Raw genomic sequence first — 14,456 nt, 5'->3', positions numbered from 1 at the left:
CATTACGTCGCGCAGAGTTACGCTCGCTGGATGCACACAAGGCGCACCCCCCGCACCGTCTCCCGATCCGGCGGCGCCCACCGCAGGGCCCGCAGCGGAGCCAGGACCGCGGCCGGCCTCCTCGCCACGGCCGCGCTGCTCGTCTCCGCCTGCTCCTCCGGAAGCCCGACGACGTCTGCCGCCACCGCCGCCACCGCCGCCTCCGCGGCGACGGCCGAGCCGGCGGCGCTGGCCGCACTGCCGCAGTCCGTCCCCGCGGCGCTCTCGGCGTACTACCGGCAGAAGCCGGCCTGGCGCGGCTGCGGCGTCCAGGGCTTCGAGTGCGCCACGGTCAAGGCACCGCTCGACTACACCGAGCCGTCCGCCGGCGACGTCCGGCTCGCCGTCACCCGCAAGAAGGCCACGGGCCCGGGCGAGCGGCTGGGCTCGCTGCTCGTGAACCCCGGCGGGCCGGGCGGCTCGGCGATCGGCTACGTGCAGACGTACGCGGGCGTCGGCTATCCGGCCGAGGTGCGTGCCCGCTACGACATGGTGGCGGTCGACCCGCGCGGCGTGGCCCGCAGCGAGCCCGTCGAGTGCCTGGACGGGCCCGAGATGGACAGGCACACGCAGACCGACACCACGCCCGACGACGGAAAGGAGACCGACGGGCTGGTCGGGGCATACCGGACGTTCGCCGAGGGCTGCGGCGCGGACGCGCCCCGGCTGCTGCGCCATGTCTCGACCGTGGAGGCGGCCCGGGACATGGACATCGTGCGGGCGGCGCTCGGCGACGAGAAGCTCAACTTCGTCGGAGCCTCCTACGGGACCTTCCTCGGCGCCACGTACGCCGGGCTCTTCCCGAAGCGGGCGGGCCGGCTGGTGCTGGACGGCGCGATGGACCCGTCGCTGCCCGCCCGGCGGCTGAACCTCGAACAGACGGCGGGCTTCGAGACGGCGTTCCGGTCGTTCGCGCGGGACTGCGTACGGCAGCCCGACTGCCCGCTGGGCGGCGCGGGCGCCTCGCCCGGGCAGGTGGGCGAGAACCTCAAGGCGTTCTTCGAGAAGCTGGACGCGCGGCCCGTTCCGACCGGCGACCCCGACGGCCGCAGGCTGACCGAGTCGCTCGCCACGACCGGCGTGATCGCGGCCATGTACGACGAGGGCGCCTGGCAGCAACTGCGCGAGGCACTGACGTCCGCGATGAAGGAGAACGACGGCTCCGGACTCCTCGTCCTGTCCGACAGCTACTACGAGCGGGACGCCGACGGCGGCTACAGCAACCTGATGTTCGCCAACGCGGCGGTGAACTGCCTGGACCTGCCGCCCGCCTTCGACACCCCCGACGAGGTGCGCAGGGCCCTGCCCGCGTTCGAGAAGGCGTCCCCGGTCTTCGGCGAGGGCCTGGCCTGGGCCGCCCTGAACTGCGCGTACTGGCCGGTGCACGCCACGGGCGAGCCGCACCGCATCGAGGCGAAGGGCGCGGCGCCCATCGTCGTCGTCGGCACCACCCGCGACCCGGCGACGCCGTACCGCTGGGCCGAGGCCCTGGCCGGCCAGCTCTCCTCGGCCCGCCTGCTCACCTACGAGGGCGACGGCCACACGGCCTACGGCCGCGGCAGCTCCTGCGTCGACTCCACGATCAACGCCTACCTGCTCCGCGGCACCCCGCCCCAGGACGGAAAGCGCTGCTCATAGCCGCTGCTCCCGGCCCCGGAGGGACCGCCTCCGGGGCTGGTACGGAGCACCCTCGGAAACTGTGTAGACTTACCGTCGTTGCTGATCGCACCATAGTGCGGACGGCGCGCCGCCTTAGCTCAGATGGCCAGAGCAACGCACTCGTAATGCGTAGGTCTCGGGTTCGAATCCCGAAGGCGGCTCCACTGAAACCCCAGGTCAGAAAATTCTGACCTGGGGTTTTTCGTTGGGGCATCCACTGGGGCCCGTGGCCGGGTCCGTACGGACACCGGGGCGGTGGTCGGATCTTTGTGGGTTCTGCCAGTACGGCCGTCCGCCGGGGTGCGGGAAGACTGCCCGCCGGAGGCTGCGGCGCGACATGACGGGCGGGACCACAGGGGAAGGCGGCACGATGGGCGTGCAGCAGTACGACGAGATCGGTGAGGCGTTCGAGGGGTTCAAGGCGCTGCCGCTGGCGCAGTACGCGGAGGTGCCCGGCTTTCTGGCCATGGTCGGGGATGTGCGCGGCAAGTCGGTGCTCGATCTGGCCTCCGGCACCGGCTTCTACAGCAGGGAGTTCCGGCGGCGCGGTGCCGTGGAGGTGCTCGGGGTGGACATCTCCGGGGAGATGGTCGCCGTGGCGCGGGAGCTGGAGGGGCGCGAGCCGCTGGGTGTGCGCTACGAGGTGGGCGATGTGTCCGCGCTGCGGCCCCTCGGACGGCGGTTCGACGTCGCCACGGCGGTGCAGTTGCTCAACTATGCGGAGAACATCGCCGCCATGGAGCGGATGTGCCGCACCGCGCACCGGCATCTGGTGCCCGGCGGCGAGTTCTTCGTGCTGGCCCAGAATCCCGACTTCCGCTTCGACGGGCCGTCCCCTGGCCGGTACGGCTTTCTCTGCGAGCCGACCGGTGAGGAGGCCGAGACCGGGCCGCGCGTCCGGGTCACGGCGCTGCTCGATCCGCCGATCGAGTTCGTCACCACCTGCCCGCGCCGCGAGGTCTACGAACAGTGCCTGGGAGCGGCAGGGTTCCACGAGGTGACCTGGGTCCCGCTGGAGGTGTCCGACGCCGGCGTGCGTGAGTGCGGTGCGGACTTCTGGGCGGACTTCGTCGCCAACCCCCCGCTGGAGATGCTGCGCTGCCGCGCCTGACGACCGGCACCGGACGACCCGTTCAGCCGGGCCTCGGCCGGGCCCCCAGCCGGGCCCCCAGTCGGGCCCGCGACCGGGGCCTCGGCTGAACGGCGTAGGCAAATCGCCGTCGGACAGGCGTACTTAAGGAGTCCTTATCGTGAACGGATAGCATCGCCCGTCGGCCCGTCAGTTGCCGACCGGGATGAGGTGAGGACATGGGAGCGCCCAGGATCGCCGTCGCCGTGGTCACGATGGGCAACCGGCCCGAGGAGGTCGACGCGCTGCTGGAGTCCGTGGCCAAGCAGGACGTGCCGCCCGAGCGGATCGTGATCGTCGGCAACGGCTGCCCGCTGCCCGAGTTCGCCCGGCGGCTGTCGCTGCCGGGCGAGGTCACCACGATCGAGCTCGACGAGAACCTGGGCTGCCCCGGCGGGCGGAACGCGGCCCTCGCGCGGCTGCGGGAGTTCGGCGACATCGACGTCGTGGTGGACCTGGACGACGACGGGCTGCTCGTCGACGCCGATGTGCTGCGCCGCGTGCAGGAGCTGTACGCCGCCGACGACCGGCTCGGCATCGTCGGCTTCCGCATCGCCGACGAGCTGGGCGAGACACAGCAGCGGCACGTACCCCGGATCGGCAACTCGGACCCCCAGCGGGGCGGGTACGTCACCGGGTTCCTCGGCGGCGGGCACGCGCTGCGGATGGCGATGCTCGACCAGATCGGCGACTGGCCCGCCGAGTTCTTCTTCGCGCACGAGGAAACCGACCTGGCCTGGCGCGCGGCTGACGCGGGCTGGCGCATCCTCTACGCGCCCGAACTGCTGCTCCAGCACCCGAAGACCTCGCCCGCCCGGCACGCCATCTACTACCGCGTGAACGCCCGCAACCGGGTCTGGCTGGCCCGCCGCCGGCTGCCGGCCGCGCTCGTCCCCGTCCATCTGGGCGTCTGGGTGCTGCTCACCCTCGCGCGCAACCGCTCGGGCGCCGGGCTGCGCGCCTGGTTCGGCGGATTCGCGGAAGGCGTACGGGAGTCGGCGGGGGAGCGGCGGCCGATGCGCTGGCGTACGGTGTGGCAGCTCACCCGGCTGGGGCGTCCGCCGGTCATCTGAGGCCGGCCGGATGATGCCGTGGGGGTGGAGTGGCCCCGGCCGTTCACCTCCGCCGACCGGGACCCGGACCCGGCCGCGGCGGCGACACTCCCCCGAGTTGCGCGTCCAGACGCGCGCACCGCCGGGCCAGATCCGATGTAGTGATCACATCAGGCTTTGCCAACGGATCGCTAACATGTGGCCAACGGTTCTCCGTCGCGTCATCTGCCGATTGGCGTGAAGTCGCCGAACCAGGATCCAAGAAGGCAAGGGCAGGGGCGGATCCCGGCGGAGGGCGCGGGGACGAAGGTGACGGAAAACCGCTGTCCAGGAAGCGGAAATCCGTCAAGAGTGGAATCTCGTCAAGAGTGGAATCTCGTCCAGGGCGGCGGCGCGGGAAGGCGGGGGCGCGATGGGGGCGGCATCTCCCTGCTCGGGCAACGGCGGGGGATCCGAGGAGCGGGGCGGCCTGCGGTTCGGACTGCTGGGGCCGCCGGTGCTGTACGACGACGTCCCGGGCGGCGCCGGAGGCCGTACCGGCGCGGGGTCCGGCCGGGGCGGCACCGCCTCCGACACCGCCCGGGCCATCGGGAGTCCCAAGACCCGTGTGCTGCTGGCCGCGTTGCTGCTCGACGCCGGCCGGGTCGTCTCCGTCGAGTCCCTCAAGGACGCGCTGTGGGGCGGCACCCCACCCGTCTCCGCCCAGGCCTCGCTGCACAATCACGTGGCCCGGCTGCGGCGGTTGCTGGCGGACCCCGAGCGGCTGCGGACCGCGCCGTCCGGGTACGTGCTGCGCGTCGACGAGGGTGAGCTGGACGTCCATGTGTTCGACGCCCATGTCGCCGCGGCACGTGCCGCGCACGCCGGCCAGGACTGGGAGCGGGTCGTACGGGAGTCCGCGGCCGCGCTCGCACTGTGGCGCGGCGCGCCGCTCGCCGGGCTGCCGCCCGAGGTGGGCGGGTACGCCTTCGCGCAGCGGCTGCGCGAGGCCCGGCTGCTGCTCCTGGAGTGGCGCTACGACGCCGAGCTGGCGCTGGGCGGTCCCCGGCTGGACGAGCTCGTGCCGGAGCTGGCGGCGTTGACCAGTGAGCATCCGCTGCGGGAGGTGTACCACCGGCAGCTCATGCTCGCCCTGCACCGCACCGGCCGCCAGGCCGAGGCCCTGGCCGTCCACCGCGACCTGCGCACCCGCCTGATCGACCAACTCGGCATCGAGCCGGGGCCGGGGGTGCGGGAGGCGCATGTGGAGGTGCTGCGGGGGGCTGCGGGGGGCCGGGGGCGGCCGGGGGGCTTGGAGGACCTGGAGGACCTGGAGGCCCCTGGGAGTTCGGGTGGCCCGGGGGAGCGTGGTTCCCGGTCGTCCGAGCCTGCGGGATCAGGGTCGGGTGGTTCTGGGGCGTCTGCGTCTGAGGTTTCAGGGGCGGGTGGCTCTGGGGCGTCCGTGCCTGCGGGTTCAGGGGCCGGTGGCTCCCGCCCGTCCGCGCCCGCGGCTCCCGGAGGCGGCCGCTCCCGCCCGCCCGCACAAGCCCCGGCCCCCGAGGCCCACCGCTCCCGCCCGCCCGCGCAAGCCCCGACCCCTCCCCTCCCCACAGCGCCCCCGCCTGCCCAACTGCCCCCTCCCCCCGCCCACTTCACCGGCCGCACCGCCGTACGCGACGCCCTGGTCCGTGCCCTCACGGCGCCCGGCCCGCATCCCACCGCCGTCATCAGCGGCATGCCCGGTGTCGGCAAGAGCGCCCTCGCACTGCACGTCGCGCACGCGGTGGCGGAACGTTTCCCCGATGGGCAGCTCTATCTCAACCTGCACGGCGCGACCCCGGGCATGACCCCCCTCACCCCGGGTCAGGCACTCACCGCCCTGCTGCGTGACCTCGGTGCCGAACCCGGCCGCATCCCCGAGCACCCGGACGCGGCGGCCGCGTTGCTGCGCTCGCTGCTCGCCCCGACCCGCACGCTCCTGGTGCTGGACGACGCCGCGAGTGCCGCCCAGGTACGGCTGCTGCTGCCGGGCGGCGCCGGGTGCGCGGTGCTCGTCACCAGCCGTTCGCCGCTCACCGCCCTCGACGGAGTCGCCCGCTGTCCGCTCGCCCCGCTGTCGGACGAGGAGAGCGCCGAACTCCTGCGCGCGGCCTCGGGCCGCGACGGCCTGGACGGCTCCGACGCCGCTCGCCTCCTCGTCGAACTGACCGGCCGCCTGCCCCTGGCCCTGCGCGTCGTCGCCGCCCGGCTCGCCGCCCGCCGGGCCCTCACCCCGGACGTCCTCGCCGGGCAACTGGCCGCCGCGGACGGGCGGTTGCGGCATCTGGAGTACGACGACCTGAGCGTCCGCCGCTCCCTGGCCGTCGCCCATGACGCGCTCGCGGCCTCCGAGCGCGCGGCCGACCGGGACGCGGCCCTCACCCTGCGCCGTATCGGCGCGCTCGACCTGCCCACGTACGGCACCCCTCTGCTGGCCCGCCTCACCGGCACGGGCGAGACCCGCACCGAGGCCGCCCTGGACCGCCTCGTCGACGTGGCCCTGCTGGAGGAGACCGCGTACGGCCGCTACGCACCGCACGACCTGGTGCGCGACTTCGCCCGCGAACGGGCCGGAGAGCGGGAGGCGGACAGCTCCGACGCCGCCGACACCGCCCTGCGCTGGTACGCCGCCGTCGCCGAGCGCGCTCTCGCCGCCATCCTCGGCCCCGGCCCCGACCAGGACGACCGCCGTCGCCCCACCGCGGCCCAGCCGCCCGACCACACGGCCCACGTCAGCACCGTCGACCCGTTCGGCACCGCCGAAGAGGCCTTCGCCTGGGGCGACCGGGAGCTGGCGAACATCGTCACCCTGGTCGAGCGGCACGGGGACGACCCGTCCGGCCGGCGGGCGGGCCTCGTCTCGACTCTCGTCCGGCTGGTCTTCCCTTACGCGCACCGCCGGGGACGCGTCGCCGAGATGGAGGTGCTCGCGCGGGTGGGCCTCAGGGTGGCGCGGCGGCTCGGTGACGAGGCGGCGGAGGCGTACGCGCTGGTCGACCACGCGGGGCTGCACTTCCTGACCGGCCGCCAGAACGACGCCCTCGCCCTCAACGACCGCGCGCTGGCCATCTGGCGGCGGCTGGACCACCCGTCCTGGATCCGGCGCTGCCTCAACAACCGCGGCCTGCTGCTGGACGGGCTCGGCCGGCACCCCGAGGCGAGGGAGGCGCTGACGCGGAGCCTGGAGTACGCCCGGCGGCTGGACGACCCGTACGGCGAGGCCGTCACCCGCAGCCATCTGGGCAACCTCTACGAGCACACCGACCCGCGGGCCGCCATCGAGCAGCACCGGCGGTCGCTCGCGCTCGGGGAGGAGATCGGCGCCGTGATCGTGCGCCACTCCGCGCACTGCAACATCGGCTATGCCCGGCTGCGGCTAGGCGAACCGGACGCCGCCCTCCCGCACTTCGAGGAGAGCCTGCGCATCCTCGGCGGCCAGGGCGACTGGCACGGCGAGTCCCAGACCCGGCTCGGCCTGGTCCGCGCCCTGCGGCTGCTGGGCCGCACCGGTCGGGCCGCCCGCGAGTGCGCCGAGCTGCTCGGCCGGGCCGACGCCCGCGCCGACCGCTACACCGTCGGTCTCGCCCGCCACCAGAACGGGCTGCTGCTGAGCGAGCGGGGGCGCGTCGGCGAGGCGCGCGAGGAGTGGGGCAGGGCGCTCGCGGCACTGGAGGGGACGGACGCGCACGCGGTGGTCGCGGAACTCCGCGCGCTGCTGACCCCTGAGGACTGACTACTTGGCGTCCGCATAGCACTCCACCACAGCCGTCGTGAAAGGGAACCGCACCGGCGTCTCCCCGAAGGTCAGCCGCCCGGCCAGGTCGGACGCCTCGCGGATCGCCGCCACGACCGCCTCCGCCTCCTCCTCCGGGCAGTGCACGATCACCTCGTCGTGCTGGAAGAAGACCAGTTCGGCCGCCAGGCCGGCGCACGACTTCCGCAGCGCGGCGAGCAGCAGCAGGGCCCAGTCGGCGGCGCTGCCCTGGACGACGAAGTTCCGCGCGAAGCGGCCGCGGGCGCGGGCGTTGGTGGAGGCGTAGCCCGGCACCCACTGTCCGCTGTCGGGCCGGTCGTCGTCGGCGGCGGGGATGCCGGCCTCCTCCGTCGCGTCGTCCGTCCCCCGGGCGGCGGGCGGGCAGGTCCGGCCGAGGAAGGTGCGCACGAGCCGGCCCTCCTCGCCGGCCCGGGCCGCCTCGTCGACGTACGCCACCGCCCTGGGGAAGCGGCGGCGCAGCGCGGCGAGGTTCTTCAGCCCGTCGCCGGAGGTCTGGCCGTACACCGCGCCGAGCACGGCGAGTTTGGCCTGGGCGCGGTCGCCGGAGAAGGCGCGGTCGGAGACGGACTGGTACAGGTCGGTCTCCCGGCCGGCCACCTCCATCAGGCCGGGGTCGCGGGAGATGGCGGCGAGGACGCGGGGCTCCATCTGGTCGGCGTCGGCGACGACGAGCCGCCAGCCGGGGTCGGCGACCACGGCCCGCCGGATCACCTTGGGGATCTGGAGCCCGCCCCCGCCGTTGGTCACCCAGCGACCGGTCACCGTGCCGCCCGCGAGGAACTCGGGTCTGAACCGGCCGTCGCGCACCCAGTCCTGGAGCCAGGACCAGCCGTGGGCGACCCAGACGCGGTACAGCTTCTTGTACTCGATCAGGGGCTTCACGGCCGGGTGGTCGACCGACTCGAGCTCCCAGCGGCGGGTCGAGGAGACCTTGATCCCGGCCTGGGCGAAGGCCTTGACCACGTCGGCCGGCAGGTCGGGGCGGACCCGGCGGCCGAACGCGGCGGACACCTCGTCGGCCAGTTCGGCCAGGCGCCGGGGCTCGCCGCCGCCCGCGTACCGCTCGCCGAGCAGGTCGTGCAGCACGGCCCGGTGCACCTCGGCGCTCCAGGGCAGCCCGGCGCGGTTCATCTCGGCGGCGACCAGCATGCCCGCCGACTCGGCGGCCGTCAGCAGGCGCATCCGCTCCGGGTGCTCGGCCCGCTCGTGCCGCCGCTGCTGCTCGGCGTAGACCGCGAGGAGGTCCGGCAGGGGCAGCGGGACGCCCCGCGGCTCGAACAGCGAGGACTGCGAGCCCGGTTCGGCGGAGCGCTGGGGCGGATCGGGCGGTACGGGGCCGCCGCGCAGCCGGGCCAGGGCGGCCGCGGCCGAGCGGGGTTCCCCGTACCGCCCCTCGTGGCCGAGGAGGAGCGTCTCGGCGGCCTCGATGTCGTAGCACCGCTCGGCTCGCACCCCCGTGGCGAGCAGGCGCGGGTAGACCTCGGCGGTCGACCGCCACACCCACCGCGTGACCCCGGGACGGCTCCGCACGGCCTCGGCGGGATCCGCCTCCCGCCGCACCGGCCCGGCGGGCAGCCCGTCCGGACCGAGGGGGGCGACGTCCACGCCACCGTCCTCGGCCGGAGCGAGCGCCCACCGGTCGGCCATGCTGCGAGTGTGCCAGGGGGGTCTGACAACGCCCCTTCGCCGCCGCTGGAACGCTGTCAGGACTCGTCCAGCGCACCCTTCTGCGCCTGCACGATCTTCTCCAGCGCGCCGGCGACGTACCGCTCGGTCCGCTCCTTGTCGATGCCGAGGCCGCTGAGGACGCCCTCGCCGTTCTCGTGCTCCAGCAGGGCGAGCAGGATGTGCTCGGTGCCGATGTAGTTGTGGCCGAGGCGCAGGGCCTCGCGGAAGGTGAGCTCCAGGACCTTCTTGGCGGCCTGGCCGTATGGCACGAGTTCCGGGGCCTCGTCGGCGGCCGGCGGGAGCGCCGCCGTCGCCGCCGCGCGGACCGCGTCGAGCGAGACGCCCTGCTCCACGACGGCCTTCGCGGCGAGGCCCTCGGGCTCGGCCAGCAGACCGAGGACGAGGTGCTCGGGCACGCCCTCGGCGTTGCGCGCGGCCTTGGCCTCGTTGTGCGCGGCCATCACCGTGTTGCGGGCGCGGGGCGTGTACCGGCTGAAGCCCTGGCTCGGGTCGAGGTCGGCCGACTCCTTCGGCACGAAGCGCTTCTGCGCGGCCTGCCGGGTGACGCCCATGCTCTTGCCGATGTCGGTCCAGGAGGCGCCGGACCGCCGTGCCTGGTCGACGAAGTGGCCGATCAGGTGGTCGGCCACATCGCCCAGGTGGTCCGCGGCGATCACGGCGTCCTGGAGCTGGTCCAGGGGCTCGTCGTGGACCTTCTTGATGGCCGCGATGAGGTCGTCGAGACGGATGGCTGACGTGGTGTCGGGGTTCGTCATGTGTCAACCGTAGGTTGCGCCCCCTAGGCTGTCAACCTCGGGTTGACACCCGCGAAAACTACTTCGGGGAGGTCGCCACCAGCCGCAGCGCCAGCCCCGTGAACACCGTCCCGGAGACGATGTTCAGCCAGCGGTTCACCCGCGCGCTGCGCCTGAGGAAGGAGGCCAGCCGCCCCGCGAGCAGGCCCACGCTGCCGTCCCACAGGAAGCCCATCACCACGAGCGTGACGCCGAGCAGCAGCAACTGGCCCTGCACAGGGCCGAGCGACGGGTCCACGAACTGGGGCAGGAACGCCACGTTGAAGAGGATCACCTTGGGGTTGAGCAGATTGGTGATCGCCCCCTGCCAGAACGCGCGCCGCATGCCCGACCCCGTGCCGCCGGCCCCTTCCGCATCCGGCACCGACCGGTCGCGGAAGGCCTTCACCGCCAGATAGAGCAGATAGGCCGCGCCCGCCCAGCGCAGTACGTGGTACAGCGTCGGCAACGCCGTGAACAGGGCCGACAGGCCGAGGGCCGCAGCGACAGCGTGCACGAGCATCGCGCACGCCACCCCGAACGCGGCCATCACCCCGGCGGTGGGCCCGCCCCGGCCGCCCATCGCCACGATGAACATCATGTCGGGGCCAGGCGTGACGCAGAGCGCGAAAGCGGCGACGAGGAACGCCGCGTAGAGAGACATGTCCACCATGCGAGCCATGCTCGAAGCACCGCCGGGCGCGGACGTCCGAATTCCGGGGAGTGAGACGCACGAGGTCGCGGGCACCGGCCGGCCCGGCGGTGACGGCATGGCACCATCGGCCCCGTGAGTACGTCCACCACCGTCGACCGCGCGTTCGAGGCAGCCCTGTACGAGACCGGCGAGACGACCCTCGACACCGGTGCCCTCGACACCGGCGCGTCCCTGCTCGCCTCCGACCCGGCGGCGGACGCCGAACTCGCCCGGCGCGGGGAGGAGTTCGTGGCGGCGGCCTGGCGACGCGGCTGGCAGCCCGCCGACGTCGTACGGATCGTGCGGCGCGAGCTGGACGACGTCCATGTGCTCCTCGCGGCGGCGCTGATCCGCGCGCAGGCCCCCCACGACCGTCCCCGCGGCCGCCGCTGGAGCGCTCAGCTCGCGGAGCTGCCCGCCGACGCCCCGCCCCGCACCGACCGCTTCTCCCACGCCACGGCCGTACTGGAGCTGTACCGCCTGCTGCTGCGCCTGCCCGCGCTGGAATCCCTCGACCAGTCGCCCGGCGAGGCGAGGCCCGAGTCGCGCATGCTCACCCGCATCCGCGCCCTGCTCGCCAAGGCGGAGGCGACCGGCTTCCCGGAGGAGGCGGAGGCCCTTAGCGCCAAGGCGCAGGAGCTGATGGCCCGGCACAGCGTCGACGAGGCGCTGCTCGCCGCGCGGGCGCCGTCGCCCGAGACGCCTGGGGCCTGCCGGATCGGGGTCGAGCCGCCGTACGAGCAGGCCAAGGCGGTGCTGCTGGACGCCGTCGCCACCGCCAACCACTGCCGGGCGGTCTGGAACGAACCCCTCGGCTTCTCCACCGTCGTCGGCTTCGAAACCGACCTGGACGCCGTCGAACTCCTCTACACCTCGCTCCTCGTGCAGGCCACGACCGCGATGACGAAGGCGGAGGCGGCCCAGCGCGCCGGGGGCCGCAAGCGCACCAAGGCGTTCCGGCAGGCCTTCCTCGCCGCCTACGCCCACCGCATCGGCACCCGCCTGGCGGCAGCCGCCGAGACCCAGGTGACCGACGACCTGCTCCCGGTCCTCGCCTCCCGCGAACTCGCCGTCACCGGGCGGCTGGACCGCATGTTCCCGGAGACGACCACGACCCGGCTGCGCGGGGTGCGCGACGCGGCGGGCTGGACGGAGGGCGCGCAGGCGGCGGACCGGGCCCAGGTCGCGCACCGGCCGCCGCTGCGCTGACCTGCCGTCAGTCGCCCGAGGACTCGAAGCCGCTGACCGTGGCCTCCGCCGCGCCGCCCCCGTCCTTCCGGGCGACCTCGCCGTACGACCACGTCAGTTCGTGCGCGTCCGCGGTGGCGCCGGGAAGGGTGAAGGAGACCTTCCGCACGGGGAGGCTCTGCGCGGAGCCCGCCTCGCCCCGGACGTAGGTGATGGTGAAGGACGTGGTGCCGCCCTTCACGAGCGTGAGCGGCTGGGCCTGTGCGCCCTGTTCCGGGGACACGGACGTCGTGCCGCCGTCGGCCACGAGGTCGACGGCGGGGAAGCCCTTCAGGGTGCACTGCGCGCCGTTGTTGGTGAGCGTGACGGTGACGTTGCCGGTGTCCCCGGCGGCCGGGGCGGCACCGGCCCCGACCTCCACGCCGAGGTCGCCGATCGCACAGGCCGAACCGTTCGCCGGGTCCGCGTTCTTCGCGTCGTCGGCGCCTGTCTTGCCGTCGTCGCAGGCGGTCAGGAGGAGGCTCGCGGCGAGGGCGGCGGCCAGGGTGAGGGGCAAGGTGCGCATGGGGTCCTCTGGGCGTGGTGATGAACGTGAGCGGCTTCGGCCCGAACCCGCCTCGAAGGCGGCGGTCATCCGGCCCCTGGATCATCACGCACTCGCCTGCCGCACGGGCACGCACCCCCTGCGAATCCCCCGAACGCCGGACGGGCCGCGCCGCCCGAAGGCGTTCCGCGGCCCGTCCGTACGCGTCGAGGCCCTGCTAGCGGAGGCTCGCCGTGGGCAGCCCGGTCGGCATCTTGCCGCCCTCGGCCTTGGTGTACGTCTCCGTGCCGAGGCCGCCCTCCCAGGTGACCTTCAGGCTGGTCCCGTTCACGGAGTCCACCATGCCGGTCGCCCGTTCCTTGGAGCCGTCCGTGCACTTCAGGCGGATCATCCGCATCCCGGACTCCTCGCCCGCGGTGCCGCTGCACACGCTCCCGCCGGTGCCGAACAGCGCCGCCTGCTTGCCGGTGATCACCAGCGCCACGGCCTTGCCGTCGGTCGTCGCGAGCCAGCTGCCCGCCAGTTCGCCGGAGGCCGACCCGCCGGAACCGGACCCGGAACCGGAATCCGAGCCGGAGTCGGAGCCGCCGGTTCCGGCCGACGCCGTGGCCGAGGGGCTGGGGCTGGGGCCGGCCGCCGAGTCGCCCCCGGAGCCGCCGTCGCCGCTGCACGCGGTGAGCAGGAGCGCGCCCGCCAGCCCCGCGGCCGCCGCCGCGACGCGCACGGCGCCGGAGCGGCGCGAGAAGATCACCGAAGTCACTGCAAGCCCCCAAGCTGTAGCCGGCCGGCCGGTCCGGACGGCACCGGCCGGCCCCGTGGCCGGAACGACCGCAGCAAGCTACCAGGGCCCGTCAAGACCCCCCGGGACGGCCTCTTACCAGGACGACTTCCGCACACCCGGCAGATACCCCGCGTGCGCCTGCTCCCGCAGACTCACCCGGGACAGCCCGAACGCCCGGAAGTAGCCGCGCGGCCGGCCGTCCACCTGGTCCCGGTTGCGCACCCGCGTGGCGCTCGCGTCACGCGGCTGCCTGCGCAACTCCGCCTGCGCGGCGAGCCGTTCGGCCTCCGTGGACGAGGGTCGCCGGATGATCTCCTTCAGCTCGGCCCGCCGGGCGGCGTACCGCGCGACGACCTCCTGCCGCTTGTCGTTCTTCGCGATCTTGCTCTTCTTCGCCATCAGACCTTCACTCCCCGGGCGCGGATCCGGGCGACGGCCGCCTCGATCCCGATCGTGTCGACGGTCTTGATCGCCTTGGTGCTCAGCCGCAGGCGGACGTACCGGCCCTCGCTCGGCAGCCAGTAGCGCTTGGACTGGATGTTGGGGGCGAACCGGCGGGACGTGCGCCGGTGGGAGTGCGAGATGCGGTTGCCGAAGCCGGGCTGGGTGCCGGTCAGCATGCAGTGCGCGGACATGGTGGTGACGTACCTCTCTGGCAGTAGATGTAAATGGGATTCATTTTCAGTAGCATACTCGGCATGGCACGCAACGAACTCCGGCCGGTCATCAAGCTCCGGTCCACGGCCGGGACCGGCTACACCTACGTGACCCGCAAGAACCGTCGCAACGACCCGGACCGACTGACCCTGCGCAAGTTCGATCCGCTCGTCGGCCGCCACGTCGACTTCCGAGAGGAGCGCTGACCATGCGCAAGGGCATCCACCCGGAGTACGGTCCCGTCGTCTTCCGCGACCGTGCCGCGAACTACGCCTTCCTCACCCGCTCGACCATGACGAGCGAGAAGACCATCGAGTGGGAGGACGGCAACACCTACCCGGTCGTCGACGTCGAGATCTCCGATGTGAGCCACCCCTTCTACACCGGCACGGCCCGCGTCCTGGACACCGCCGGCCGCGTCGAGCGCTTCGAGCGCCGGTACGGAAAGAAGGGCTGAC

At 73.8% G+C, this 14,456-nt stretch carries 14 protein-coding genes and 1 tRNA gene; 8 read left to right on the top strand and 7 right to left on the bottom strand.

Going from position 1 to position 14,456, the window contains the following annotated elements; translation table 11 throughout:
* Positions 1 to 30: 30 nt before the first annotated feature.
* From IE255_RS23530 to IE255_RS23510, 5 genes are all read left to right on the top strand, one after another.
* Positions 31 to 1,677 carry an alpha/beta hydrolase gene (locus tag IE255_RS23530; protein ID WP_190052360.1) on the top strand — a complete coding sequence of 549 codons (1,647 nt, stop codon included), beginning with the start codon at positions 31 to 33 and terminating at the stop codon, positions 1,675 to 1,677.
* Positions 1,678 to 1,785: 108 nt separating this feature from the next.
* Positions 1,786 to 1,862, top strand: a tRNA-Thr gene (locus IE255_RS23525).
* Between the two features lie 206 nt (positions 1,863 to 2,068).
* On the top strand, positions 2,069 to 2,809 hold the full coding sequence (locus tag IE255_RS23520) for a class I SAM-dependent methyltransferase (protein WP_190052359.1): 741 nt from the start codon (positions 2,069 to 2,071) through the stop codon (positions 2,807 to 2,809).
* Positions 2,810 to 3,006: 197 nt separating this feature from the next.
* Complete coding sequence (locus IE255_RS23515) at positions 3,007 to 3,900, top strand: glycosyltransferase family 2 protein (RefSeq protein WP_190052358.1); 894 nt, start codon at positions 3,007 to 3,009, stop codon at positions 3,898 to 3,900.
* A gap of 391 nt (positions 3,901 to 4,291) precedes the next feature.
* Entirely contained in the window at positions 4,292 to 7,630 is a 3,339-nt protein-coding gene (locus IE255_RS23510) for an AfsR/SARP family transcriptional regulator (protein WP_190052357.1), read from the top strand.
* Here the strand turns inward: IE255_RS23510 and IE255_RS23505 are convergent, their stop codons facing one another.
* From IE255_RS23505 to IE255_RS23495, 3 genes are read right to left on the bottom strand one after another with little or no spacing between them, the layout of a single operon-like run.
* Positions 7,631 to 9,319: a bifunctional 3'-5' exonuclease/DNA polymerase gene (locus IE255_RS23505; protein WP_190052356.1), complete on the bottom strand. Its 1,689-nt coding sequence runs from the start codon at positions 9,317 to 9,319 to the stop codon at positions 7,631 to 7,633.
* A 56-nt stretch (positions 9,320 to 9,375) separates the two neighbouring features.
* Positions 9,376 to 10,116, bottom strand: coding sequence for a Clp protease N-terminal domain-containing protein (locus tag IE255_RS23500; protein WP_190052355.1), 741 nt, complete (start codon positions 10,114 to 10,116; stop codon positions 9,376 to 9,378).
* Positions 10,117 to 10,174: 58 nt separating this feature from the next.
* Entirely contained in the window at positions 10,175 to 10,807 is a 633-nt protein-coding gene (locus IE255_RS23495) for a LysE family translocator (RefSeq protein ID WP_190052354.1), read from the bottom strand.
* A 114-nt stretch (positions 10,808 to 10,921) separates the two neighbouring features.
* Between IE255_RS23495 and IE255_RS23490 the strand changes: the two genes are divergently transcribed.
* Positions 10,922 to 12,037, top strand: a complete 1,116-nt coding sequence (locus IE255_RS23490) for a DUF2786 domain-containing protein (RefSeq protein WP_190052353.1) — start codon at positions 10,922 to 10,924, stop codon at positions 12,035 to 12,037.
* A gap of 7 nt (positions 12,038 to 12,044) precedes the next feature.
* Here the strand turns inward: IE255_RS23490 and IE255_RS23485 are convergent, their stop codons facing one another.
* The 4 genes from IE255_RS23485 to rpmB form a co-directional block, all read right to left on the bottom strand.
* Positions 12,045 to 12,581 (bottom strand): DUF4232 domain-containing protein, encoded by a 537-nt coding sequence (locus IE255_RS23485; protein WP_190052352.1) that lies wholly within the window; start codon positions 12,579 to 12,581, stop codon positions 12,045 to 12,047.
* A gap of 196 nt (positions 12,582 to 12,777) precedes the next feature.
* Positions 12,778 to 13,320, bottom strand: coding sequence for a hypothetical protein (locus IE255_RS23480; RefSeq protein WP_229906532.1), 543 nt, complete (start codon positions 13,318 to 13,320; stop codon positions 12,778 to 12,780).
* A 114-nt stretch (positions 13,321 to 13,434) separates the two neighbouring features.
* Entirely contained in the window at positions 13,435 to 13,740 is a 306-nt protein-coding gene (rpsN, locus tag IE255_RS23475; RefSeq protein WP_031115923.1) for a 30S ribosomal protein S14, read from the bottom strand.
* Positions 13,740 to 13,976 (bottom strand): 50S ribosomal protein L28, encoded by a 237-nt coding sequence (gene rpmB / locus IE255_RS23470; protein ID WP_190052351.1) that lies wholly within the window; start codon positions 13,974 to 13,976, stop codon positions 13,740 to 13,742. The genes rpsN and rpmB overlap by 1 nt, the downstream gene beginning before the upstream one ends.
* A 63-nt stretch (positions 13,977 to 14,039) precedes the next feature.
* Here rpmB and rpmG point away from each other — a divergent pair, with 63 nt between their 5' ends.
* Together rpmG and IE255_RS23460 are read left to right on the top strand one after the other, a co-directional pair.
* A complete protein-coding gene (gene rpmG, locus IE255_RS23465; protein ID WP_190052350.1) occupies positions 14,040 to 14,204 on the top strand; it encodes a 50S ribosomal protein L33 in 165 nt (54 codons plus the stop codon).
* 2 nt (positions 14,205 to 14,206) lie between these two features.
* Entirely contained in the window at positions 14,207 to 14,455 is a 249-nt protein-coding gene (locus tag IE255_RS23460) for a type B 50S ribosomal protein L31 (protein WP_114254541.1), read from the top strand.
* Position 14,456: the final 1 nt, after the last annotated feature.

The organism is Streptomyces lomondensis, assembly GCF_014651035.1.
Lineage (GTDB): Bacteria > Actinomycetota > Actinomycetes > Streptomycetales > Streptomycetaceae > Streptomyces > Streptomyces lomondensis.
Note: the sequence above shows the minus strand (reverse complement) of the source record. Positions and strands in the feature narration are given on the sequence as shown.

Excerpts from the sequence above, each read along its gene's own strand:
- IE255_RS23500 (WP_190052355.1), bottom strand. The coding sequence starts at position 10,116 with ATGACGAACCCCGACACCACGTCAGCCATCCGTCTCGACGACCTCATC.
- IE255_RS23505 (WP_190052356.1), bottom strand. The coding sequence starts at position 9,319 with ATGGCCGACCGGTGGGCGCTCGCTCCGGCCGAGGACGGTGGCGTGGAC.
- rpmB (WP_190052351.1), bottom strand. The coding sequence starts at position 13,976 with ATGTCCGCGCACTGCATGCTGACCGGCACCCAGCCCGGCTTCGGCAAC.
- rpsN (WP_031115923.1), bottom strand. The coding sequence starts at position 13,740 with ATGGCGAAGAAGAGCAAGATCGCGAAGAACGACAAGCGGCAGGAGGTC.
- IE255_RS23460 (WP_114254541.1), top strand. The coding sequence starts at position 14,207 with ATGCGCAAGGGCATCCACCCGGAGTACGGTCCCGTCGTCTTCCGCGAC.
- IE255_RS23520 (WP_190052359.1), top strand. The coding sequence starts at position 2,069 with ATGGGCGTGCAGCAGTACGACGAGATCGGTGAGGCGTTCGAGGGGTTC.
- IE255_RS23510 (WP_190052357.1), top strand. The coding sequence starts at position 4,292 with ATGGGGGCGGCATCTCCCTGCTCGGGCAACGGCGGGGGATCCGAGGAG.
- IE255_RS23515 (WP_190052358.1), top strand. The coding sequence starts at position 3,007 with ATGGGAGCGCCCAGGATCGCCGTCGCCGTGGTCACGATGGGCAACCGG.
- IE255_RS23495 (WP_190052354.1), bottom strand. The coding sequence starts at position 10,807 with ATGGTGGACATGTCTCTCTACGCGGCGTTCCTCGTCGCCGCTTTCGCG.
- IE255_RS23485 (WP_190052352.1), bottom strand. The coding sequence starts at position 12,581 with ATGCGCACCTTGCCCCTCACCCTGGCCGCCGCCCTCGCCGCGAGCCTC.
- IE255_RS23530 (WP_190052360.1), top strand. The coding sequence starts at position 31 with ATGCACACAAGGCGCACCCCCCGCACCGTCTCCCGATCCGGCGGCGCC.
- rpmG (WP_190052350.1), top strand. The coding sequence starts at position 14,040 with ATGGCACGCAACGAACTCCGGCCGGTCATCAAGCTCCGGTCCACGGCC.